We start from the raw sequence: 22,717 nt of genomic DNA on the forward strand, positions 1-22,717 counted from the left end.
ACGCGACTGAGGGCAAGGAACAGCCACTTCATTCGGCCGACTGGTCTGACAAAGCGCCGCATGCAGTCCCGGGCAAGGAACTGTTGAACGCACCGCACGCGCACGGAGTACCAGGCTCCGCCGCGGATCCCGCAACCCTTCAAGGAGTGGCGCACCCCGCCCATCCGGCCGGGACCGGATCCACGGGCCATGGTGGGGCTCCACATGGTGGGCTGCACGCCCTGTCGCCGGGTGGCGCCCTGACGGGCGATGGGCATCTTGCCGTGCCCCCCGCTTCCAGCCCTACCCCCGTCCAGGTCTCAGGGGGCTCCGACGAGGGGACAGCCCCCGCGGCTGGGCCGGCCGCTTCGCCCGATGACGCAGGCACCGAGACGACGCCCGTTTCCCCTCCTCCCGACGCCGGCCAGCTTCAAGGCGAGAACTCGGTGAACGGGATCCCCGTCATCGGGCCCGCCACAGGGGCAACCCTGTCGTCGGAATCGCTGCCAGAGACGGTGACGGCCACTCCTCAGACAGAGCAGAGCGACCAGGCCGCTCCCGCGCAGCCGTCCTCCGCCTCCGGGGAATCCGGGCAGGGGAACGGACATCAGCCCTCCGTTTCCAGCGGCGGCGCGCAGCAGGGGCATGACCTTCCGGGCGGGGACTTCGGGTCGATCTCGTTCGACTTCGACGGCGGGCTGCCTGACGGCACGGTGACGGATGGCATCCCAGACGGCACTGCGGACGGTGACCATGGAGCAGGCAGCTTCGAGAGCATTGCCCTACTGGCCCCGCCCGAGGTGATGGGTTAGGCCGCGCGACCGGGCGGGATCACGTCATGATCCCCCGGACATCGCGTCGCTCAGGGAAGATCCGCGATTCGACGTACCGGCCAAGGTCCTTCACCTGCTGCGGGGTTCCGATGCCGTGCAGCTCCACGTAGGCCGTGGAGTAGGCACCCGACTCGTTGTAGCGAAGGCCGAGCGAGGCCGTGTGGGTGAGGTACGTGCCGAAGGTTCGTACGTAGCTCGGTGACTCCACGATCTGGTAGTACCAGACGAACTGGACCTTGCGGCGGATGAAACCGGACTTGATGTCGACACCGTACTCGTAGAAGTCGGCGCCGTTCGTCCGCGGTTTCACCAGCAGAAGAACGAAGGAGGACAGGAAGTAGATCCACGCCACGAGGGCGGGGACCGTGTTGTACACGGCCATACCGAGGCCGACGCCCAGCTCGGTGAGGACGTACCCGGCCAGGGTCAGCGCGACGGCGATCAGGAAGCGCTTCGCGATCGAGGACAGGAGGTGCCGTGCCTTGAGGTTCACCTCGTACTTCGGTGCGCCGCGGTCGGCGACACGGTGGGTGTCGGACTGGGCGCGCAGGGAAGGCGGACCCGGGGTGATGGGCCTGCCGGTGACAGGCAGTCCTGACTGGATCGAGGGGGTGGCAGGGGCTGTGCGGCCGAGAGCGTCCTGGCAGGCCCGGAGCCTGGTTCCGGTGTCGCGGAACTCGGCAACTCCCAGGACCTGCTGGGCAGTTTCGAGGACTTTGGCGTAAGCCTCCGCCGCGCCGTGCAGATCGGTGTCTGCCTGAAGGAGCCGACCGAGGCGGTAGGAGGCCTCGTAGTGCTGCGGATCGTCGTCCAGGAGACGTCGAAACTGCGCTTGTGCTTCGCCATACCTGCCCGTATCGGTCAGGCAAATCCCCAGCGCGTAGCGCGCGGCCATGTGGTCGGGCTCCTGCGTCAGGAGTTCTTGCAGCAAGGGCACGGCAGCCTCGGGCCGCCCCCGCCGGTGCAGAGCACTCGCCTGGTCGTACAACGAACCATCATCTGCCCCCATGCCGACCTCCCGGCTGCCGATCCCCCTGCGTAGCCACACGCTCACGCAACAGCATTGTGCCGCTCTGTGAGGTACGCCATAAGGCCAACCGGGAAAGTGCTGGCTGCCCATCTCCGTGCGCTTTCAGTACAGCCGCAAGTAGGGTCGCCTGGCGATTCGTTGTGGACGTGGTACGGCGTTGGGCTGCGGTTGTGCGGTAGGCCGAATGCTGGCCGCACGCAACCGGGCCCGCGCCCTGCACGGTCCTTGAAGGCCGGACCATCGCAGGGCGCCAAGCAGCCCAAGGTATCCGCGCCCTGCCCTATTGACCGGGCCGCACCCAATGGATCCGGATCCCCGAAAGGCCGAGGCCAGATGGAGGCCCCCCGGAGGGAGACGTGTGATCTTCCCCAAACGTCACTGCGCCGGCCCCGCCCCGCCCGGGCAGGGGCAGGGCTGTGGTGGCGGAGGGCTGGGCTGCCTGGTCAATGGGTTGGGTTCATGTGCCTGCCGGTGAAAGCGGCGGGGTGAAGACGTCGTCGGCTGTGCGCGATCCGGACGGGTGCTTGTCTTTGTCCTTGCCGTCGAGAGAGCGGGGGCAGGTGGTGGCTGTGGATGCCTGATAGGTGTCGTCGCCGGTGAAGGTTGCCGTGTAGCAGGTGTGCTTGGCATGCCTGCCGTGGATCGTGCAGGTTGCTTGGCCCTGGGCGTTGGTGGTTTTGGTGCAGAGCGTCGTGCCGTCGGTGGCGAAGGCGATGGTTTCGCCTTGTAGTGGCTGGCCTTCGGCGGTCAGTCGGGCGGTCAGCGTGAGCGCCTTGCCGCCTTTGGAGCCCTTCTTCTTGGCAGCCTTGAGCTTCAGCTCGGTCGGCACCGGATCGGTCGGTACCGGAATGTTGCCAACGGCCGCGATCGCCAACGCGCGTGGGGTACCGACAGGGAGGGTGGTGGTCACCGTGTTGGTAGCGATGTCGATCACTGACACGATGTCAGTGGCGGAGTGGACGAGGTAGGCGCGGGTTCCGTCCGGCGTTACCGCCACGTCGACGGGAGAGATGCCGGTGGGGATGGTGGTGGTCACCGTGTTGGTGGCGATGTCGATCACCATTACGTTGTTGTCGAAGGAGTTGACTAGGTAGGCGCGGGTGCCGTCCGGCGTCACCGCCACGCCGTTGGGATTCCTGCCGACGGGGATGGTGGCGGTGACCGTGTTGGTGGCGATGTTGATCACCGACACGCTGTCGAGGCCGAGGGCGTCGACATTGGTGACGTAGGCGCGGGTGCCGTCGGGAGTCACCGCCACATCCCAGGGGCCGTCGCCGGTGGGGATGGTGGTGGTGACCGTGTTGGTGGCGATGTCGATCACTGACACGGTGTCGCTGAGTCGGTTGGTGACGTAGGCGCGGGTGCCGTCCGGAGTCACCGCTACCCTGACGGGTTGGGAGCCCACGGGGATGGTGGCGGTCAGCGTGTTGGTGGTGGTGTCGAGCACCGACACGGTCCCGACGACGGAGTTGAGGACGTAGACGCGGGTGCCGTCTGGTGTCACCGCCAGCCCGAAGGGGAAGTCGCCAGCGGGGATGGTGGCGGTCACCGTGTCGGTGGCGGTGTCGATCACTGACACGTCCTCGCTGATGCTGTTGAGGATGTAGACGCGCGTACCGTTTGGCCCCACCGTCACCCCCTGCGGGCCATTGCCGACGGGGATGGTGGTCGTCACCGTGTTGGTGGCGGTGTCGATCACCGAGACAGTGTTGGTGTTGTAGTTCGTGATGTAGGCGTAGGTCCCCGGTGGTACCGCCGCTGCCTGGCCGGCTGGGAGGGCGACTACAGCCGATGCCGCCACCGCTGCGGACAACAGCAGCCTCAGCACGTACCGGCAAAACCGCCTACCCGACAGTCCCCCCTCAAGGCGGCCACTGACTGCCACACTTACCTCTGGCTCACCCTCCCGCGCCCGACCCTGTCCTCGGCCCATATCGAATCCCTTTCCTCGACCACGCTGACGACCCTCTCGCCTCGCGACGCTGGCGAACGCGCGCTGGGCAGACGGGCGCCGCCAGACGATCACCCCTCCACATGCCGCCGCACCCGACCCGCCCCAGACCCCTGCCTCCCCCACCCGACCGGACGCACCCCACCCGACCGCCCTCCACGGGACCGGGCGCCGGCCACCGTTGTACGGGAGGGCCGGCGCCCCAGGCCGAAGTAGAGCTGCAGCGTGCAGCCGGCCCAGCGGCAACTGGACACCGGCCCCGCCATGCCGGACCCGAAGCGGGCGTTGAGCAGGTCGTTGGTCCTCTCGCGCGTACTCGGCATGGCCCGGATCGAAGGAGTGGCTGCGTAGGTCAGAAGTGGGAACGGTTGTCGGGGCTGATGCCCTCGTCTCGCGGTCTCGGTGCCGGACGCCCGGACCATCGGGTTCGTCCGTGAGGGATGATCCCCTGATGGAGAGGGTTATTGATCTTGATGAGGTGGCTGGGGTTCTGGCCGGCCAGACGGTGGGCTGGAGGACGGCCGGCCTCGAAGTGGGCCAGGTGACCTGGAGGGATGCCGAGGCGTCGTGGCCTCAGTCTCTGGAGACCCACAGGGCTCGGGTCCATGACCCCGACTCGATTGGCGTGGTCATCTCGGGTCTGGGAGAGGCCGAGCTGTCGGTTGTGCTGTTCCGGGGTGGCTGGGCCGACGTGGACTTCATCGCCAGCCTCGACGACGCGGGTTCCCTACCGGCCTCGGGCATCACCTCAGCGTCGGACTTCGAGGCCCGAACGGATCAGTGGGTCACTCGCGTCTTCGGGGTCTGAGGCGCTGCTCAGTGAGTGAGTGCTGGTCCGTCTCATCAGCTGGCAGGCTGGTGTTCGGCCCAGGGCCTGCGCCAGCAGCGTCGCCCAACTGCTCACGGCGCAGCGCGACGCCGCGGACCGGGGCCCGCTGGAATCGCACCGCCCGGCGGCCGACGACCATTCCTGTTTCACGGTGACGGTCAAGGGCAGCGGCTTCGTACCCGGGGAGGCGACCCGCCTGGATGCAGGCACGGATCAAGGCGGGGCCGGTGCCGGCCGCTCGTGGCTGGTGAGCCACCTGTCCGGGCACGAGACCATCGGCCTTGTTCCTGAGCCTGCTGGCCGGGACGGTGGTGCTGGCCGGCGCGTGGCGTTCGGGCGCCCTGCACCTCCCGCGCCCCCGCTTCGCCGGCCGCCGGACACCGCGCGGCGGCCGGGGCGCACGGCGCGCCAGGACGTGGACCGGGAGGGGTCGCTGCTCCTGCTGGGACGAAGCCGGCGATGGGAACGCCATGGCGGGGGAGTGGTCGGAGTTCGAGCTGATCGTCTTCCACGGCGTTGCCCGACTCCCGGACGTACCCGGCGCCGGGCCACGGCTACCGACACGAAGGCGAGAGATCTCGGGACCGGTGCAGGCCGCGACCGGTTGAAGGGCCGATCGTGCCACCGACAGCGACGACAGCGACGACAGCGACGACAGCGACGACAGCGACGAGAGCGCGCAGCACGTAGCAGCGGCGAGGGGCGCGGCACCGCGGGAGGTGTGGGCTCACCTGCATCATGTCGTACAGATGGACTGGTTCGGGCGCAGCCAGGACTGGCCGGGCTACCGCGAAATCCTGTGCCGGATCACCGCCGCCGACGGACTGCACGCCCCGTAGCCGACTGATCCGACCGATCCGGACGATGCGCTACGCGAGATGGTACGTCCGCCGAAACACCAGGGGGCGAGCTTGTGTCGAGCGGGCAACGCCGTTTCCTTCGGATCACCCAGCAGCGGGATTGTCGGAGCCGTCTGGCAGGCTGCGTCTGTGGAAGAGCTCATAGGAACCCAGAAGCCGGTACGCAGGATCCTCGACCCGGACGAGGCGATCGCCGCACTGGAACGCACCGTCCCCGGGCTGGTGGCACTGCGCCGACAGACGCAGGCCGTTTTCGACTGGCAGGAGGTCGAGGAAGGAGCCGGCAGGGCTCTGCCGTCCGATTTCAAGTCGCTCGCCGAGTGGTATCCGGCCTTCGGCCTGGACGACTTCCTGCACATCATGCTCCCCTGGCCCGGGGAGGAAATCGGCCAGGCCAAGGCGGAGGGCACGGAATCGAAGCGATGGGACTCCGACTACCCCGCCGAACTGCGCCCCTTGGAGCTCGTCTCGACGCGCCTGATGCCCTGGGGCGACTCGGCGGAGGGCGACCAGTTCTTCTGGAGTGTGCTCGGGGATGATCCGGAGCACTGGCCGGTCACCATCTGCTCCCGCAACGGCCCCTGGTGGCACTACGAAGGCGGAATGGTCCAGTTCCTGGCGGAGCTCTGCGACGGAGCCCTGGACCCGTGGGCGCTCCCTCCGGTCAAGCCCGAGATCACAGGCTGGGCCGTGGAGGGCGGCGGCTGGCGGCAGACGGCCTGAGCCGACTCGTCTGACCGTTCCGGGCGGCGCCGGTCAGACAAGATCCGAAAGAGACGGCCTACGCGCCGCGCGTGGAGAGGGGCGGTAGGGGTTCGCCGGGGTTGGCCGGGCGGCCTTCGGACAGCCAGAAGAGGTAGTGGCGGAGGTCCTGCGCAAGGCCTCCGTCGATGTACGCGACGTACTCCCGGCTCCCGCCGGCCGCCTCGCGTTCCGCGGCCCGGTCCGAGACGGACCACGTACGGTCCAGGGCCGCGGCCCACTCCCGCACCCGGCCCCGCTCCCTCCACCAGTCGCGGACGAGCTCCGGAGTCCAATGGTCGTCACCGTCGCAGGCGTACCCGACCATCGGGTCCTGCGCGACCGCGCCCAGCAGCGCCAGCGCCTGTGCCGTGTCACGGGGCTGCCGGTAGACGAACTCGGCGCCCCACTCGTCGTCGTAGAGCACGTGCGCGGGGGCGATCAGCCGGCCCATCCAGCACGTGTCGGTCCCGGCCCCGTAGAACGGCCCCGGCACGTTGCGCCAGTCGCGTTCTGCCCAGCGTTCGGGGCGGGGGTTCCACCAGCGGCCGCGGAATTCCGCGGAGGGCAGCCACGTGCCGCCGTCCGGCGCGGGCAGCGGACCGGTCTCCGCGGCCCGGACGGCCGGCAGTGGATCCCAGTAGCTCATGGTCCGCATCCTGTCAGACGGCGGGGGTGGGAAGGGATGGTGCCCTGGTCGATACCGGGCAGCGGGCGCAGCGCGTTGGCGGTGTGACCCACGTGCCGTACTCGGCCGGATCGCCCCTGCCCACGTCCCCGATGGCATGGTCCGGGCCGTCGAGGGGCTCCTGGTTGTGGAGGCGGGGGAGTTGTCGTGTTCGGTCTCGTCTCTTTCCCTCCCAGTTTTTCACTCTTTGGTGGTGTTTCGCCTGTGCGGGGTGGGGGAGTAACGGGTTGCTGCCGGCCGCGGTGTTCGCGGGCTGGGGCAGATCGGGAAGGCGTGTCATGGCTCAGGGGACTGTGAAGTGGTTCAACGCGGAGAAGGGGTTCGGATTCATTGCGCCGGATGACGGTACTCCGGACGTATTCGTGCATTTCTCCGAGATCGATGCGTCCGGGTTCCGGTCGCTCGAGGAGAACCAGCGGGTGGAGTTCACCACTGGCCAGGGCCCCAAGGGTCCCCAGGCGCAGCAGGTCCGCCCCATCTGATTCTTTCTCGCCTGACCGCTGCTGCCGCGGAACCCGACCCTTGCCCGCACATGTCCAAGAGGTTCCGATTCCGCAGGGCGGCGTCGCGGGTCGCGGGTCGCGACTGGAGGGGTTGCGGGGCTGACCTTGAGCAGCCCCTTCCAGCCGACCTACGAGGCCGTCCCCCGCACCGGGGCCCTCAGGGCCGGCGTCCGGCCCAGGCCACCAGCCGGTCGATGGCCGGGGCCTCGGGGTCCAAGGCCACCACTTCTCCGAAGGGGATCCGCCCACCGCGGGTTTCGGCCGGCAGCGCGCGACGTACGACGCCGATCACACGTTCGATGAGAGCCGGGTCCCAGTCCGGATCCTGTCCGGTCGCCCTGGCCAGGTCCCAGGTGTGCACCGTGAGTTCGTGGGTGTAGACGGCCGCGGCGGCCGCGCCCGGCAGGACGCCCATCGGCAGGCGCAGCTGCCGGCCGAGGATGCCCGGATCCGCCCACACCTCCGCGACCTCGCGGGCGCCCGGCACCCAGGCCTCCGCCCATGCGCCGTCGGCGATCTCGTCGGCGAAGGACGGGACGCTGAACGGGTCCTCGCCGCGCCCGATCACCGAGATCCGGCGGACGACGGCGACGAGGTGGCTCGACAGTCGTCGTACGTCGAACTCCTCGCAGGGGGTCGGGGCGTCGTACTGCTCGGGCCGGACGGCGGCCAGCGTACGGCCCGCCAGCTCGACGGCCGCGGCGAGGTCGGTCCGCGGATCGAAGGAGGAGGGGGAGGAGGGGGAGGAGGGGGCGGCGACGGTACCGGTGGAGTCGGACGGGGTCTCGATGAGCTGCTCGGTCTTGTTCATGGGTTCATCCTGTAAGTAAAAGTGGCCACCTTCTGGCCAGTTTTCCGAAGAGAATGAAAGGCGATGACGCAGCACCCACGAAGGAGGAAAAGGGCACATGAGAGCCGACCGGCTGGTGGCGACCCTGCTCTTCCTCCAAGAACGCGGTCGTGTCACCGTCCCCGAAGTGGCCGCCGAGCTGGAGGTGTCCGAGCGCACCGCGCGCCGAGATCTGGAGGCCCTGGCCGCGGCCGGCATCCCCGTCTACTCGCAGCGCGGCCGCGGCGGCGGCTGGTCCCTCGTCGGCGGGGCCCGTACCGACCTCACCGGCCTGACCGCCGACGAGACCCGGGCGCTCTTCCTCGTCACGGGCCCCCTGTCGGCCACCCCCGAACTGCGCACCACGCTGCGCAAGCTGGTCCGGGCCCTCCCGCCGACCATGCGGGCGCAGGCCCATGCCGCGACCCGCGCGGGGGTCGTCGACGCCACGGACTGGTCCCGCAACGCCGTCACCGCCGATGCCGCCCACCGCTCCGCGCTCCAGGGCGCCGTCGTGGACGGGATCCGCGTCCGCCTCGGGTACGCGGGCGTCGGCAAACCCGTCGGCGAACGCACCGTCGACCCCCTCGGGCTCGTGGCCAAGGCCGGGGTGGACTACCTGGTCGCCGGTACGGGCAAGGGCCTGCGCACCTTCCGGCTCAGCCGGGTCACTTCCGTCGAGCCGACCGGCGAACCGGTGGTCCGGCCGCCCGACTTCGACCTCGCCACGGCTTGGCGGACGCTGTCCGGAGCCTTCCAGGACGGCATGCACGCGGTGACCGCCCGGGCCCGCGTCCACCCCGACACGCTGGCCCTGCTGCAACGGTTCCTCGGCGGCCGCGTGCGCGTCGGCGGTCCGCTGCCCGACGGCTGGACCGAGGTGTGGGTCGACGGCCCGGCCGCCAAGGCCCTGGCCGGGCACCTGGCCGGGCTGGGGGCGGGGGTCGAGGTACTGGAGCCGCCGGAGGTACGACAGTGGCTGGCCCGGATCGCCGCCGAACTCACGGGGATGTACGCGGGGGAGGAACCACACGCACCCCACGGCCAGTAGGCGATGGCGAACCGCTTTCGGGGTGTGCGTTCTTGTCCTGCCCGGGCAACAGGCGCCGGCCGTGCCCGGCGTGTCCAGTGTGTCCGGTCGGCGGGTCACGGAGCCCGGCCCCAGGGCCTGGCCGGTGGGATTTCGGCGGGAGGCCCTGGTCCTGCTGCTGACCGCACAGGTCAGGTAACAACGGCAGGCACGACAACGTCCGCCCGTTGGCTTTCCGGTTGCGTACGTTGCGCGTTCGGGGCCGGGCCTCCGCGCTCAGACAGGAATGCGTCGTGCGCGGACTGCGCGTGTGACGGTTGCCGTGCCGGCTGCCAGGGTTGCGGCGGCGAGGACGGCGAGGGCGGGGTTCACGTAGGCGGGGACCAGGTCGTCGTCGGCGTTGCAGGTATTCGACAGGGGGAGCAGCGTCTCGACGTGTTCGTCGGGGTCGAAGCGGGTGTGAAGGGTGAGTTCGCACATCTCGCGGATGTCCAGGACCAGGAGGTGGGTCAGGCCCACCAGGTAGTGCACGCCGGTCAGGACGGCCAGCAGCAGGGTCCACAGTGCCCACCGGTCGCCACGGGCCGCGCGCCTGACGGCCGTAACGAAGCACCAGAGGACGGCGACGAAAGCGCCCACCTGCAAGAAATCACTCAGCATGACGTCACGATATGCGGATGGTCCGACGAGCTGCGCCCGGACCGAGCCGACCCCGCGTCCGCGGGCATGGTCCGGAGTCGGCCAGGGTGGGCGTCTGCAGGTGGGCGTTGAAACGCCCGCGGCCGCCGAGTTGATCGGGCTTACAGGACTGCCGGCATGATCCTCCGGTGACAGGTGACTCCAAGGTTTGCCGCGTGGCGTTGCGGACGTGGCCGATGGAGACGTTTGCGCAGGTGGCTGCCGGGAGCGATCCCCAGAAGTTCCTCGCCCTGCTGCACGAGCTGGAGGACGGGGACGCGCGCTCGGGGGTCTACGGGGCGTTCGAGGGGGCGGCGGAGCTGCTGGAGGCGCTGCCGACCGGCGGATGGGTGGCTGGTGACGTCCAACTACGCACACCGGGTGCTCGGTCGCTTCGCCCGGACCGGGCTGCCGGTCCCGGAGATCATCGTCAATGCCGCCTCCGAGGCCGAGGGCAGCCCTCACCCGTCCCGTATCGGCCGGCCGCTCGGCAGTTGAGTGCCTCGTCGCACGACGGTGTGGGCAACGCTCCCGCCGCGGTGGCCGGCGTGCGCCGGCGCTTCGCGAGTCTGGGCGAAGCCGCCGCCGACATCCTCATGCCGCACCGGAATGACCCTCGACCTGGGTCCCCGTCGGGCGTGCCTCGACACGGTTGACCGCTCTGCCCTCGCCGCGCCCACCGAACAGGAGGTCGTCCTGGTCGTTGGCCCCGGCCCCGGCCCCGGCGTCGGGCTCGACGCCGCGGCCTGCCGCTCGGCCCATGTGATCGGCGTCGGACCGTCCGGGGTCATGCTCGCCATGGTCTGCCGCCGCTGCGCGCCCGCAATCGCCCGGGGCCGGCTCCGCCTCAGCACCGGCGAGCTGGACGACTCCGTCGACCTCTTGCTCTCTGGCAACAACCTCCCACTCTGGCCCGACGTACCCGCCGGCCTCACCGAACTCCACCGCATCCTGCGCCCCGGCGGCCGCATGTTCCTCGCCGCCCATGAGAAGTGGCTCCCCACCGCGCTCTCGGCCCTCGCGCACATGGTCCTGGCGGCCGGCTTCACCTCCGTACGCACCTGGACCTGGCAACCCCCGACCCGCATGGCGGCCATGCTCGCCCTGTTGAGCGCGGCCCGTACTCACGATCCGGCTGGCGGTCGGCCCATCGATGAGCCCCCAACGCGCCCAGTGCTGCAGCTTGACCCTCACGTGGCGTCAGGCTGCATAGTCGGTGCGTGGAAGATCACTGGACTGTGGGACGCGTCGCAGAGCTGGCCGGCGTGAGCGTCCGCACGCTGCATCACTATGACGAGATAGGGCTCGTCCGGCCGTCGGCGCGGACCGAGGCCGGGTACCGGGCCTATTCGGCCGGCGACGTGGAGCGGCTGCGAGAGGTGCTGGCCTATCGGCGGTTGGGCTTCGGGCTCCGGGAGGTTGCGGAACTCGTCGGCGACCCGTCGACCGATGCGGTCGCGCACCTGCGTCGACTACGCGGCCTGCTGCTGGAGCGGCGTGAGCGCGCCGACGCCATGGTGACGGCCATTGACAGGGAACTCGAGGCACGGGCGAAGGGACTGAAGGTGACACCGGAAGAGCAACTGGAGGTACTCGGTGCACGGCTGTACGACGCGATCGGCGGCGCCTACACCGCGACACGGCGTACCGAGCCGCGGATCGCCGCGCAGATCTGGGACGCGCTCGGAGACGCGGAGACGGTGCTGAACGTCGGGGCCGGCACCGGCTCCTACGAACCTGCTGACCGCGAGGTGACCGCGGTGGAGCCATCGGCGGTCATGCGGGGGCAGCGGCCTCCCGGCTCGGCGCCGTGCGTAGCCGCGGGCGCGGAGAGGCTGCCGTTCGAGGACCACTCCTTCGACGTCGCGATGGCCGTCTCCACCGTTCACCACTGGGGCGACCCCATAGCCGGGCTGCGCGAGATGCGGCGCGTGGCCCGCCGCGTGGTGGTGCTGACGTTCGACACCGACGAGCCCGGATGGCAGGACCGGTTCTGGCTGACCCGCGACTACCTGCCGGAGTTCGCCGACGTCCTCGCAGGATTTCCCTCGCTCGCCGGGATGGCCGATGCGATCGGAGCACGCGCCGAGCCGGTGCCCGTCCCGTGGGACTGTGCCGACGGCCTGTTCGAGGCGTACTGGCGCCGACCGGGGGCGTACTTGGAGGAGCACGTGCGCCGTGCGACATCGGTGTGGACGAGGGTCGGGCCGGAGGCCGAGCAGCGGGCGGTACGAAGCCTCGCCGACGACCTCGAGTCCGGCCGCTGGGCCGACCGCAACAGCGACCTCGCCGCCCTCGACGCGGCAGACCTCGGCCTCCGCCTGCTCGTAGCCTGACGGTCTGGCAGCACCGCCCGCTGTCCGGCGGGCACAACGCCACCAGCGTGCCGAGCAGACGCGGATCGCCTCCCTCCTCTCGGCCGGTGACGGTTCACCCGATGCGAACGTAGAAGAGGAGGAAGACCAGCGGCACCGCGATGGCCACCGCACCGAGCAACACCCCGACGCGAGCCCGGACCGGACACGGCACCCCTCCCCGCCGCGAACGCCACACGTCGGGAAGGCCCCAGACGATCGCGCAGATCCCAAGAGGGAGCATGAGGTAGAGGGGGAAGAAGCGGATCAAGGGCGGGAGGGCCTCCGGGAGGAGGGGACAGCCGATCGTCGCGACCCCGGCGATGCCCAGGAGCAGCGATCCCGTGCCGGTGGACTGCGGTTCTGCCTGGTCTACCTGGTCTACCTGGTCTGCCGGTTCGGCGGCCTGCTGCGTGGAACTCATGGGAAGCAGGCTAGGCGGAGAGCGGCCGGCACCGCCTGGGGGCGGCTACTCAGGCTGCCGTGAGTAGCCGGGCCCGGGCATCAGAGCCATGAGAATGACGGCATGAGGACCGAAGAGGACACCCCACTCGCTGACCGCGTTCTGCTCATCGAAAGCCGTGCCGACGCGTCCGCACTCGCCGCCATCGGGCAAGGGCTTCCCCTGCTCTCCGCGAACGAGGTGGCCCTCTTCCTCTCCTACAACTACGCCGACGTGCCGGTGGGCAGAAGCTTCGACTGCTGCTTCCGGGCCTCCGACGCGAGCGTTGTCGTTTCGGTGACCGCGACCGTCGTCGCCGTCACCCAGCAGTTCGGATTCGGGTGGGACCTGATTCCGCACGGCTGGAAGACGCTGGCCGTGTTGAGGTTCGAGCCCGAGACGCCCGCATTGATCAGGGACCTTCCGGAAGCCGCTGGATGGTTCGACCGGCCGGTCTCCGTCCACGTCTCGGACCGGGACACCTGGGAAGCACGAGCCGTGACCGGGCCGGGGCATGTGAGCTGACGGAGGCGTGACCTACGCGGCAGGGGTCTCGCCTCCGGCGAGACGGTCACAGCCGGCGCCGCTCGACGCGGTGGATGAGTGTGGCGATGTGTGCGGCGAGCTCGGGCCAAAGGTGCTCCGGAAGGCTGTGGCCCATGCCCTCCACGATCACCAGTTCGGCACCCGGGACGGCGGCAGCCGTGGCCCGGGCGCCACTGACGTCGCACACGATGTCGGAGTCGCCGTGCAGCACCAGAGTGGGTACCCGTAGCGCCCGCAGCCGCTCGGTGCGGTCGCCCGTTGCGACGACCGCGAGGCCCTGGCGCTGCATGCCCAGGGCGTCGTACCCGCGGTCGAAGACGCGTCCGGCCCGCTCGGCCGCAGCGGCCGCATCGAACGCGAACCCCGGTGACGCGGCGAGGCGCAGGGCGCGCACCTGCCAGTCGACGAAGGCCTCCCGGTCCGCGGGCGGCCCTCCCAGCTCGGCGAAGAGCGAGAAATCGGCCTCGCCCACACCGGGTTCACCCGTCGTGGACATCATCGACGTCAGCGAGCGCACCCGCTCCGGATGCTCGATCGCGGCCATCTGGGCGATCATCGCGCCCATCGAGGAGCCGACGAGGTGCGCGTCGGCGAGGCTGAGCGCGTCGAGCAGGCCGACGGTGTCGGACGCCATGTCGGAGAGCGTGTAGGACGCCGTGGACAGGTCACCGGCCAGGGCCGCCGCGAAATCCGGCACGGGGGCGTCAGGGAAGTGCGTCGACCGCCCGGTGTCGCGCGTGTCGAACCGGATCACCTGCAGGCCGCGGTCCACCAGGGCCTGGCAGAACCCCTCCGGCCAACTGATCATCTGCGCGCCGGCTCCCATGATCAGCAGGGCCGGTGGTGCACCGGGCGCACCGAAGCGTTCGTAGGCGATCTCGATTCCGGACGGGCCGACATTCCGCGCTTTCCGTTCTGGCACGGCCCACACGCTAGTCGCCGCAGGGGCTCTGAAGTACGCGCGCCGCCAGTGGCTCGAAGACCTGGCGGGATCCGCTGGGTGACAGTTGCGGGCAGGGCGGCCTCGGCCACGCCGTGGCGAGCACCCCCGTGGTTCGCCACGGCGTGTGCGAGGCCGCCCTGAGCGGGGTCAGCCGGTGAGGGGCGGAGAGTCGGGCCGGGGGGAGCCGGGCCGGGGAGTGCCGGTGGGGTGGAAGCGGGCGATGCGCTGTGGGGGGACGATGGTGGGGAGGAGGAAGTTCCAGAGGTCGGTGACCCGCGCCGGCAGGTCTTCGCGGCGGGTGCGGACGTGCGAGGTGACCTGGATGCCGGTGAAGGCTGCGACGAGCAGGGCGGCGAGGGCCTGGATGTCGACCGTGGCGTGTATGTCGCCGACTTCCTGAGCTGGTGTCAGGCAGCTGCGACAGGTGGCGATCCAGGTGTCGTACGGGGTGGGGTCGGGGTGGGTGAAGGAGCCGAACTCGACGACCAGGCGGATGGCGGCGCGGATGCGGACGTCGGTGCGCAGCCCGTGCGCCATCTGGTGGGTGAGGTCGATGACGGTCTGCAGGCCCGGGTTCTCGATGGTGGGGAGGTGCTCGGCGACCTGGAACTGCTCGTCCATCAGGGTGCGGGCGAGGGCTTCCTTGGACGGGAAGTGGAAGTACAGGGCGCCTTTGGTGACTCCGGCGTGCTTGACGACGTCACTGAGGCTGGTGCCTTCGAATCCGCTGCGGTCGAACGCCGCGGCCGCGCCGTCGAGAATGGCCTGGCGGGTGATCTCGGCCCGTTCCTGTCTGGCCCTCGCCACGTGCTTGTCCCCCAGGTCGCTGTTTTTGAACGGTTTTCGTTGCGGTGTGTCGTCAATGTAATCGGGCCACCCGAAAGAAAACCAGTCGACAGGTACTTGTTTCGCGAGGTGGGGGAGTGGTTCGGGGAGTTGTGAGGTATTTGCGTTGTTGCTTCCTGGTGGACGGGCAGGGGTACGGGCGGGGTTCGGGTGCAACGGCCTTCCGTTGTCGCTGTGTTGACTCCGTACGCAGCGCCGTCCGTCACCGCCCGCACCCCCCCCCGGAAGCCCGGCTGTCTAGCATGCGGACCATGAGTGATCTTGGTGAAGGGCTGCGCGGGTTCCGGCTCGAAGTGGGGCAGGGGGAGCTGGACGACCTCCGCGAGCGGTTGGGGCGGGTGCGATGGCCGGACGAGCTGCCCGGGGCGGGGTCGGCGTACGGAATTCCGCTCGAGCGGGTGCGCGAGCTCGTCGCGTACTGGCGTGACGGGTACGACTGGCGGGCAGCGGAGGCGCGGCTGAACGAGTGGCCGCAGTGCACCACGCTCATCGACGGGGCGCGGGTGCATTTCGCACACCTCCGCTCGCCCGAGCCGGACGCGACGCCGTTGCTGATGACCCACGGCTGGCCGGGGTCGTTCGTCGAATTCCAGCGGGTGGCGGGTCCGTTGACCGATCCGCGGGCGCACGGCGGGGATCCGGCCGACGCCTTCCACCTGGTGCTGCCGAGCATCCCCGGGTTCGGGCTCTCGGGGCCCACGACCGAGACGGGCTGGGAGTTCAAGCGGGTGGCGCGGGCCTTCGGCGTGCTGATGGAGCGGCTGGGGTACGGGGCCTACGGGGTGCAGGGTGGCGACTGGGGGGCCGCGATCTCGCGGGAGCTCGGGCGGATCCATCCCGGCCGTGTGATCGGGGTGCACCTGAACCTGCTGCCCGGGGGCGGCGCCACCTCCGAGCCCCGGCCCGAGGAGCTGGCCGCGCTTCCCGCCGCCGAGCGGGAGCGGACCCAGGCTTCCTGGGAGCGGTACCGGACCTGGACGCGTGAGCGGCAGGGGTACGCCGACATCCAGGCGACCCGGCCGCAGACCCTCGCGTACGCGCTGAACGACTCACCGGTCGGGCTGCTCGCCTGGATCGCCGAGAAGTTCGACGAGTGGAGCGATCCCAGGGTCCCGGTCGACCGGGACCAGCTGCTCACCAACGTGATGCTGTACTGGCTGACCGGTACGGCCGGCAGCGCTGCCCGGATCTACTACGAGCGGGCCCACGCCGACTACGCCGGGCAGCCGCCCGAGGTGTCGCACACCCCGACCGCACTCGCCGACTTCCCCCGGGACAACTTCATCCCGCTGCGGCACGTCGCCGCGCGCACCGACACCATCGTGCGCTGGACCTCGTACGACCGGGGCGGCCACTTCCCCGCGATGGAGGTACCCGAGCTGCTGGTGGGAGACGTACGGGCCTTCTTCCGGCAATTGCGGCAACTCCAGCAACCCCGGCAACCCCGGCAGGACGGCTGACCGGAGAGCGGACGGAGTTCCGCCGCTACGGCCGGCCTGCCGCGTCCGGTCGGCTAGGGCCGGGCGGTGGTGATGCGGTCCACCGCATCCAGAGCGGCCGGCCAGGGGAAGTGGAGCGGGGCGTCGGGGCCGGCCGGACCGGGGGTGAAGCCGTTCTCCCCGTAGAGGAGTTCGACACCGGCGCTGCGCAGCGTGGCCAGGGAGGTGTCGAACTGGGGGTGGGCGGCGAGTGCGGTGTTGGTGCAGGGCATGGCGACCGTCGGTGTGTTCTTGCCCAGGGCTTCCGCGGCGACGCCGACGACGAAGCGGTCGGTGAGGCCGAGGGCCCAGGCGTTGACGGTGTTGAAGGTGGCCGGGGCGAAGAGGAGGGCGTCGGCGGAGGGCCATACGTCGGCCTCGCCCGGGAATTTGTACTGCCAGCGCACCGGGTGGCCGGTGAGCGCGGCGAGTCCGTCCAGGCTTTCCGAGACCCAGTGCGCGGCAGTGGGGGTCAGTCCCAGGCATACGTCCCAGCCGCGGGTCTGGGCGTCTTCGATGACGTGGGCGACGTCGAAGACGGGCGGGGCGGCTGAGCAGAGCAGGTAGAGGGTCTTCGTGGTCATGGGGCATTATGATCATATCGCTTGACCTCAAGTATGGTTGAGGCGACATGTTGGGGCCCATGAACATAGAACAAGCGGCCAGGGCCGCTTCCATCAAGGCGATCGAAGAGGTCGTCGCCACGGTCGAGCGCACACAGCGGGCCAAGGACGCCGAGGGCTTCCTCGCGCTGTTCCATCCGGATGCGCTGTGGACGACGGCGCACGGGAAGGTCCTCATCGGGTTCGAGGAGATCGCCGCGTTCACGCGGGCCGTGCTGCCGGCGGCCCGCTGGGACGGGGAGGTCACCTACGAGGTGGTCCACATCAGGTTCCTGCGGCCGGACGTCGCGGCGGTCAAGGTCCGCCAGGTCTACAGCGGGGCCGGCGAGGCCAGCGAGGGCGCGCCGCTGTACGTGATGACCCGGGAGGCGGAGGGGGAACCCTGGCTGCTGACCGCCTGCCAGAACACCCAGGTGGTGGTGGACCCCGCCTGATCCGTCCCGGCGGGCGCGCGGGTCCTTGGCGACGTGGGCCGGTCGGGTCGGATCCCCGGCCGGGAGTTCCCAGCTGGTCGGGTGGTCGGGTGCTCGGATGGTTCAGGATCTCGCCGATCGCGTTCACCTGCACGGTCGGGCCCACCCGACGCCGGACACCGGACACCGCGCGCTGGTGGCAGACTCATCGGGTGTTTCCCTTGAGCCCGTTTGTCCTGACCGGCCCGCGTGTCCGTCTGGAACCGCTGTCCCCCGAGCACGCCGAGGGGTTGTGGTCCGCAGGCGACGACGAGGTCTTCGCCAAGCTGCCGTACGACCGTCCGCCGACGGTGGACGCGATGCGGGAGTGGATCCGGGCCGCACTGAGCCGTGAGGCGCTGCGCCTGCCGTTCGCGGTGCTGGTCGGCCGGCAGGTGGCAGGGACCACGTCGTACTGGTACCCGGATCCGGTGCGTCGGCAGGTGGAGATCGGTTCCACGTGGCTGGGGCGGGCCTGGTGGGGTTCCGGTATCAACCGGGAGGTGAAGCGTCTCCTGCTGGAGCATGCCTTCTCGGGGATGGGCTGCGACAAGGTGATGTTCCGTACGGACCCTGAGAACATGCGGTCGCAGCGGGCACTGGCACGTCTGGGAGCGGTGCGCGACGGGGTGGTTCGTCGTGACTGGCCACGCCCGGACGGGACGTGGCGCGACAGCGTCTACTACTCGGTCTTGCGTGACGAGTGGGATCCGGCCTGAGGCTCGCGGCTACGGGCCCGTGGCGGGTCAGGGTGTGGGGGTGGGGGTGGGCCAGGGGATGTCGGTGGCCACCGCCGCGGTGTAGTCGACGCCCGGCACGGAGAAGCCGTACAGGCGTTGGACTTCGGCGTGGAACCAGTCGAGGTCGGCGAGGCCGGCGATGGTGTCGGTCGCGGCGGCCTCCCAACGTTCGGCGACGGCCGCCTGGACGTCTTCGGTGAGTTCCCAGGTGTCCAGGCGGATCCGGCCTTCGTCGTCCAGGGCGAGCGGCGCGGCACCGGTGAGCTGGTCCCACAGGGCGGCGAGCTGATGCACCGGCGGGACCAGGTCCTCTCCGAGGACGCCGCGCAGCAGGCCGGTGTACAGGGCGATGCCGGGGATGGCGGTGGAGGACTGGGTGACGGCGGCGCCGTTGACGGAGGTCACGGCGCGCCCGCCCACCGTTGTGCCGAGCCGCTCGTTCAGGGCGCGGGCCGTGGCCTCCAGGTGGGCCTTGGCCTCGCCGATGGTGCCCTGCCGGTAGATCGCCGCTGTCAGCGCCGAGCCGATGTACGACAGCGCGGCGGTGGCGAAGCCCTCGGCGAGCGATCCCCGGCCGGCCAGGTGGTCGATCCAGCGTTCCCAGTCCGCACCGCCCATCACGGCCACGGTCTGCTCGACGTCATCGCCCTCGGCCGGCCCGGTCTCGACCTCGCGTACCTCGGGAACGCCCTGGTCGTCGAAGACAAGGGTCTTGGTGCGGTTCGCCCGGCCGATCGGCCTGAGGACGGAGGCGTACGTGGTGCCGGTGTCCGGGTCGGTGCGCCGGGGGGCGGCCACCGAATAGATCAGGTAGTCCAGCCGGCCGCCGAAGCGCTGCTCGATGAGGTCGGCGACCTGCTCTTTCATCGTGTCGGAGAACGCGTCGCCGTTGAGGAAGACCAGATCCTGCCCGGCGGTACGGGCGATGTCGGCGGTTGCGGCGGTGCGGTACCAGCCGGCCGTGGCGGTGCGCCGTGCGGTGGGGGCCTTCTCGAAGGAGACCATGATGCCGCGGATGCCGGCGCGCTTGAGTCCGGCGACCGTGGCCGCCAGGCCGTATCCGGCCGAGGAACCGATGATCAGTGCCACCGGCCCGGCACCCTCCCGCACGTCGGCGGGATCGGGATCGGGGCATGCCTGCCACATCTCGGCCACCAGCCGCTCGCAGCCCGCCGGGTGGGAGTCGAGGAAGAGGAAGCCCCGGTTGCGGGGGATGAGAACGCGCTCGCTCACGATGTGCAGTCCTTGGGTCGACCGGGCCGAAGACGCGGCGGCCCGCCGGGCCACCACGTCCTGAAAGTCTGCGACAGGCCGGACACGGAGAGTGGCCCCACCCCGGACAAGGATCACGAGTCGGTCTTGGAGTGTTCCACCACTTCCGGCAGGGCAGGGCAGGGCAGGGCAGGGCAGGGCAGGGCAGGGCGGCACGGGCGGGCAGGCCCGACGGGGAAATCCGTCGCCCGTTCGCCTGCGGTCCGGGCAGGATGTCTTCCTGTGAACCCTGCACTGTGCGGCCTCGCCGTCAACGAGGCCCTGCCCTTCGAGCTGGTCGGGCGACTGATCACGATCGCGGACGCGGACATCGCCGCCGGCCTCGCCGGCCGCGCGGACCTCAGCCGCGAGCAGGCGGTCGACCTGGCCTCGCGGGTCGAGGAGAGCGCTGTGCGACTCGTCCACGAGGGCCGGTTGACCGCTGCCGACATCAACCCCCTCACGCAGCCGCAGGCCGCCCTCGCCCTGCTCGAACAGCGTGCCGGCGACCCGGAGTGGGCGCGGCTCCTCGCCCGGGACCCCGACGCCGATCGCCGGGCGAAGCTGGCCGCATGTCCCGGACTTCCGGCCGATGTGAGGGAGACGCTCGCCGCCGACCCGGACGTACAGGTGGTCGCGGAACTCGCGCTGTGCACCACGCCGGACCTGGCGGCCCGGCTGGCGCGCCACCCGCATGCCGAGGTCCGCACCGCGGTTGCGGGCAACGAGGCGACACCGCCGCAGGTCCTGGCCATGCTGATCACCGGCGAGGGGCTGCCTCCGGCAGAGCGGTGCTTGGTCTGCGACCGCGAGGAGACGCCCTTCACACACGATCCGCACTGTCCGCGACTCGACTGCGACCTGCGGTCGGGCGCTTCGTGCGCCGGCTCGCACGAGTCCACCCTCCACGAGATGGCGGAGCAGGCACTGTGGAACCCCGCCACACCGGTCGGGCCTCTCCTCCGGTTCGCCGACCACCCTTCCTCGCTGCTGCGCGCCCGACTCGCCGCCCGCCCCGACCTGCCGCCGCAGTCGGCGGCGCGCCTCGCCGGTGACCCTGTGCCCGGCGTCCGAGGCGAACTCGCGCAGAACCCGGCGATCGACGAGGCCCTGATCCGTGTGCTGGCCGCCGACCGTGGCCACGACGTGCAGCGCAGACTGGCGCACAACCCCCGCGTACCGCTCGACGTCCTTTCCGAGCTGGCCACTGCCACCAAGATCGGCCCGTCCCTGCTGCCGCGGATCGCCGCCGCATCTCCCTCCGAGATCGAGGACCTTTCCAGGTCGTCGAATCCGGTGGTGCGCATGCTCCTGGCCGAACGGCGCGATCTGCCGGCCGGGATCCGCGACGCGCTGGCCGACGACCCCGACGCGAAGGTGGTCAAGTCCATCGCCCGCCACCCCGGCCTCTCGGAAGCTCAGCTGCGCTCCATGGTCGAACGCCACGGATCCCGGGTCGTCGCCAAGGTGGCGGCCAACCCGGAGACCCCGCCCGCCCTGTTGGAGGAGCTGACCAGACACACACCGCTTGTTCAGAAGGGACTGCGCGAGGTCGCCCGGCACCCCGGCGCGACCGGCCCGGCGCTGCTCGCCTGTCTGGCGGACAGTCAGACACGTCGGCTGGCTGCCGGGCACCCGGCCCTGCCGCCGGAGGCCATCGTCGAACTGCTCGCCGACCCCGACGGACTCGTGGTGGAAGCCGCTGCCGCCAACCCGTCCCTGCCGCCGGCCGTCATGGCGCAGCTGATACCTGACCCCGGTGGGGCATAGGTCCGGCGCGGAGCCACTGCCGAACCCGCCGCCGGCGACATTCAGAGCATGATGAGAAGGCGCGTCTTCGGCTTGAGCTTTCGGTTCACCGAACGACTCTGCACATACACCTCCAACTTGGGATTGTGCCCCGCCTTCACGGAGACGGTGCCCTGAACACCCGTGCCGAACAGAAGGCTGCGGGCCGCATTCCCCGTATATGCGCGGTCGGTGTCCTTCTCGACCACGATCACTTCCTTGTCGGGCTGAACCTGAACCCGGGTGCCCAGCTGGTAGTAGCACGCCCCGCGTTCGTACGTCACGCCGGGATGTGAATCGACAAAGGCCCGAATTTCGACCTCCGTATCGACCTTCAGGAGCCGGTACTTGTCGGCCGGGACCGGTTCGAGATTCGCCCGCACGTCGTCGACCGATATGTCCTGGCCGACAGCGAAAAGGTTCTTCGTACCGCGCACACCCTTCTCACGGCCACGGAGGAAGCTGGTGGCGGCGGCGCGCACGGTGCCTATCGCCTCCTCGACACCCTCCTGCGAGTCCGCATCCCAGATGGCGATGTTTCCGGCCGGGAAGCCGTAGTTCTGGGCGGTCCGCTTGGCCAGGGAGTTCGGAACGAGGATCGCGGACGTCCAGTGGCCCGGAAGCGCACCCATCTTCGCCGCGATCCTGTCGAGCCAGGGGCCGAGGATGGTCATGTCCCCGTCGTGCCGCCGGTCCCCGCCGGAGGCGTTCTCCTCGCCGTCCGTCACCACGATCTGGAGGAAGCTGTGCTCCCCGTATTCCTCCCAGATGTGGCCCAGGTCGTCCAGGGACTTCAGCGAGGCCTCGATGAGGGCCGTGGCGCCGTTGTTCACCTTGTACAGACCCCGCATGGACGGCAGATGCTTCACGTCCATGTCCCAGACCAGGTTCTCCACCTTGTGGTCGAAGGAATAGAGGCTGATCCGGGTTTCGTGACCGAGACTGTCCGACTCGGCCTTCAATCCCGCCACGAACTCGTCCACGACACGAATGAGTTGACTCTGGTGCTGATACATGGAACCTGAAGAGTCCACTACCAGCGCGACGTGATTCACCTTGTGCTGGATCCTATTGGCAGACATGCTTCCGCTCCCCCTCCGAGGTCCCCGAGTGATGTCTCCACACTATGGGGAGGCACTGACAATGCAGCGTGACGGACAATCACCCGCCTCGCCCCCCGTGACAGGCCTCGGGCCGACAAGGACTTAGAGCTCGTAACAGGATCTTGGTGAGATGCCCTGGTCGGGCGTAACCGGTGTGATGATTCGGCCGTTCGTGAGTGTGTGAGTACTCGGCCGTGGAT

Annotated in this window: 24 protein-coding genes; 13 read left to right on the forward strand and 11 right to left on the reverse strand. The window is 70.0% G+C overall.

The genetic code is table 11. The features are described 5' to 3' along the window. The first annotated feature begins 425 nt into the window (after positions 1-425). Positions 426-791: a hypothetical protein gene (locus tag ACIPYQ_RS15230; protein WP_401250753.1), complete on the forward strand. Its 366-nt coding sequence runs from the start codon at positions 426-428 to the stop codon at positions 789-791. Between the two features lie 19 nt (positions 792-810). Here ACIPYQ_RS15230 and ACIPYQ_RS15235 read toward each other — a convergent pair whose 3' ends face one another. Beyond that, a complete protein-coding gene (locus ACIPYQ_RS15235; protein ID WP_401250756.1) occupies positions 811-1,932 on the reverse strand; it encodes a tetratricopeptide repeat protein in 1,122 nt (373 codons plus the stop codon). 367 nt (positions 1,933-2,299) lie between these two features. Next, positions 2,300-3,643 carry a beta-propeller fold lactonase family protein gene (locus ACIPYQ_RS15240; RefSeq protein ID WP_401250897.1) on the reverse strand — a complete coding sequence of 448 codons (1,344 nt, stop codon included), beginning with the start codon at positions 3,641-3,643 and terminating at the stop codon, positions 2,300-2,302. Positions 3,644-4,226: 583 nt separating this feature from the next. Between ACIPYQ_RS15240 and ACIPYQ_RS15245 the strand changes: the two genes are divergently transcribed. Next, a complete protein-coding gene (locus tag ACIPYQ_RS15245; protein WP_401250759.1) occupies positions 4,227-4,601 on the forward strand; it encodes a hypothetical protein in 375 nt (124 codons plus the stop codon). A 1,010-nt stretch (positions 4,602-5,611) separates the two neighbouring features. Beyond that, the gene (locus ACIPYQ_RS15250; protein ID WP_401250762.1) at positions 5,612-6,205 is read left to right on the forward strand and encodes a hypothetical protein; all 594 of its coding nucleotides are present in this window, start codon (positions 5,612-5,614) and stop codon (positions 6,203-6,205) included. Between the two features lie 58 nt (positions 6,206-6,263). Here ACIPYQ_RS15250 and ACIPYQ_RS15255 read toward each other — a convergent pair whose 3' ends face one another. Then, entirely contained in the window at positions 6,264-6,872 is a 609-nt protein-coding gene (locus tag ACIPYQ_RS15255; protein WP_401250765.1) for a ferredoxin, read from the reverse strand. Between the two features lie 317 nt (positions 6,873-7,189). On the opposite strand from ACIPYQ_RS15255, the gene ACIPYQ_RS15260 reads away from it, so the two are divergent. Further along, complete coding sequence (locus ACIPYQ_RS15260) at positions 7,190-7,393, forward strand: cold-shock protein (protein WP_314247744.1); 204 nt, start codon at positions 7,190-7,192, stop codon at positions 7,391-7,393. Between the two features lie 178 nt (positions 7,394-7,571). Here ACIPYQ_RS15260 and ACIPYQ_RS15265 read toward each other — a convergent pair whose 3' ends face one another. Further along, a complete protein-coding gene (locus tag ACIPYQ_RS15265; protein WP_401250769.1) occupies positions 7,572-8,225 on the reverse strand; it encodes a TIGR03086 family metal-binding protein in 654 nt (217 codons plus the stop codon). A 97-nt stretch (positions 8,226-8,322) separates the two neighbouring features. Here ACIPYQ_RS15265 and ACIPYQ_RS15270 point away from each other — a divergent pair, with 97 nt between their 5' ends. After that, the gene (locus ACIPYQ_RS15270) at positions 8,323-9,294 is read left to right on the forward strand and encodes a helix-turn-helix transcriptional regulator (RefSeq protein WP_401250771.1); all 972 of its coding nucleotides are present in this window, start codon (positions 8,323-8,325) and stop codon (positions 9,292-9,294) included. A 255-nt stretch (positions 9,295-9,549) separates the two neighbouring features. On the opposite strand, the gene ACIPYQ_RS15275 is transcribed toward ACIPYQ_RS15270, so the two are convergent. Further along, positions 9,550-9,933 (reverse strand): hypothetical protein, encoded by a 384-nt coding sequence (locus tag ACIPYQ_RS15275; RefSeq protein ID WP_401250774.1) that lies wholly within the window; start codon positions 9,931-9,933, stop codon positions 9,550-9,552. A 375-nt stretch (positions 9,934-10,308) separates the two neighbouring features. Here ACIPYQ_RS15275 and ACIPYQ_RS15280 point away from each other — a divergent pair, with 375 nt between their 5' ends. The 3 genes from ACIPYQ_RS15280 to ACIPYQ_RS15290 all read left to right on the forward strand — a co-directional run bounded on the left by ACIPYQ_RS15280 (position 10,309) and on the right by ACIPYQ_RS15290 (position 12,287). After that, a complete protein-coding gene (locus ACIPYQ_RS15280; protein WP_401250777.1) occupies positions 10,309-10,449 on the forward strand; it encodes a hypothetical protein in 141 nt (46 codons plus the stop codon). 111 nt (positions 10,450-10,560) lie between these two features. Continuing rightward, positions 10,561-11,220 carry a class I SAM-dependent methyltransferase gene (locus tag ACIPYQ_RS15285; protein WP_401250780.1) on the forward strand — a complete coding sequence of 220 codons (660 nt, stop codon included), beginning with the start codon at positions 10,561-10,563 and terminating at the stop codon, positions 11,218-11,220. After that, complete coding sequence (locus tag ACIPYQ_RS15290; protein ID WP_401250783.1) at positions 11,190-12,287, forward strand: MerR family DNA-binding transcriptional regulator; 1,098 nt, start codon at positions 11,190-11,192, stop codon at positions 12,285-12,287. Before ACIPYQ_RS15285 ends, ACIPYQ_RS15290 begins: the two co-directional genes overlap by 31 nt. Before the next feature lie 94 nt (positions 12,288-12,381). Here the strand turns inward: ACIPYQ_RS15290 and ACIPYQ_RS15295 are convergent, their stop codons facing one another. Further along, the gene (locus ACIPYQ_RS15295; RefSeq protein WP_401250786.1) at positions 12,382-12,729 is read right to left on the reverse strand and encodes a hypothetical protein; all 348 of its coding nucleotides are present in this window, start codon (positions 12,727-12,729) and stop codon (positions 12,382-12,384) included. A gap of 102 nt (positions 12,730-12,831) precedes the next feature. On the opposite strand from ACIPYQ_RS15295, the gene ACIPYQ_RS15300 reads away from it, so the two are divergent. After that, positions 12,832-13,272, forward strand: a complete 441-nt coding sequence (locus tag ACIPYQ_RS15300) for a hypothetical protein (protein WP_401250788.1) — start codon at positions 12,832-12,834, stop codon at positions 13,270-13,272. Between the two features lie 46 nt (positions 13,273-13,318). Here the strand turns inward: ACIPYQ_RS15300 and ACIPYQ_RS15305 are convergent, their stop codons facing one another. Continuing rightward, positions 13,319-14,215, reverse strand: coding sequence for an alpha/beta fold hydrolase (locus ACIPYQ_RS15305; RefSeq protein WP_401250791.1), 897 nt, complete (start codon positions 14,213-14,215; stop codon positions 13,319-13,321). A gap of 168 nt (positions 14,216-14,383) precedes the next feature. Beyond that, complete coding sequence (locus ACIPYQ_RS15310; RefSeq protein ID WP_401250794.1) at positions 14,384-15,043, reverse strand: ScbR family autoregulator-binding transcription factor; 660 nt, start codon at positions 15,041-15,043, stop codon at positions 14,384-14,386. Positions 15,044-15,333: 290 nt separating this feature from the next. Between ACIPYQ_RS15310 and ACIPYQ_RS15315 the strand changes: the two genes are divergently transcribed. Then, positions 15,334-16,542 (forward strand): epoxide hydrolase family protein, encoded by a 1,209-nt coding sequence (locus ACIPYQ_RS15315; RefSeq protein WP_401250797.1) that lies wholly within the window; start codon positions 15,334-15,336, stop codon positions 16,540-16,542. Positions 16,543-16,595: 53 nt separating this feature from the next. Here ACIPYQ_RS15315 and ACIPYQ_RS15320 read toward each other — a convergent pair whose 3' ends face one another. Further along, a complete protein-coding gene (locus ACIPYQ_RS15320; protein ID WP_361769961.1) occupies positions 16,596-17,144 on the reverse strand; it encodes a flavoprotein in 549 nt (182 codons plus the stop codon). Positions 17,145-17,203: 59 nt separating this feature from the next. On the opposite strand from ACIPYQ_RS15320, the gene ACIPYQ_RS15325 reads away from it, so the two are divergent. Next, the gene (locus ACIPYQ_RS15325) at positions 17,204-17,617 is read left to right on the forward strand and encodes an SgcJ/EcaC family oxidoreductase (protein WP_401250801.1); all 414 of its coding nucleotides are present in this window, start codon (positions 17,204-17,206) and stop codon (positions 17,615-17,617) included. Positions 17,618-17,817: 200 nt separating this feature from the next. Next, the gene (locus ACIPYQ_RS15330) at positions 17,818-18,354 is read left to right on the forward strand and encodes a GNAT family N-acetyltransferase (RefSeq protein WP_401250804.1); all 537 of its coding nucleotides are present in this window, start codon (positions 17,818-17,820) and stop codon (positions 18,352-18,354) included. Between the two features lie 27 nt (positions 18,355-18,381). Here the strand turns inward: ACIPYQ_RS15330 and fabV are convergent, their stop codons facing one another. Further along, positions 18,382-19,608, reverse strand: coding sequence for an enoyl-[acyl-carrier-protein] reductase FabV (gene fabV / locus ACIPYQ_RS15335; RefSeq protein ID WP_401250807.1), 1,227 nt, complete (start codon positions 19,606-19,608; stop codon positions 18,382-18,384). Positions 19,609-19,869: 261 nt separating this feature from the next. Here fabV and ACIPYQ_RS15340 point away from each other — a divergent pair, with 261 nt between their 5' ends. Next, positions 19,870-21,396 (forward strand): hypothetical protein, encoded by a 1,527-nt coding sequence (locus ACIPYQ_RS15340; RefSeq protein ID WP_401250810.1) that lies wholly within the window; start codon positions 19,870-19,872, stop codon positions 21,394-21,396. Positions 21,397-21,437: 41 nt separating this feature from the next. Here ACIPYQ_RS15340 and ACIPYQ_RS15345 read toward each other — a convergent pair whose 3' ends face one another. Then, positions 21,438-22,496: a VWA domain-containing protein gene (locus ACIPYQ_RS15345; protein ID WP_401250813.1), complete on the reverse strand. Its 1,059-nt coding sequence runs from the start codon at positions 22,494-22,496 to the stop codon at positions 21,438-21,440. Positions 22,497-22,717 lie beyond the last annotated feature (221 nt).

The organism is Streptomyces sp. NPDC090045 (genome assembly GCF_044747975.1).
Lineage (GTDB): Bacteria > Actinomycetota > Actinomycetes > Streptomycetales > Streptomycetaceae > Streptomyces.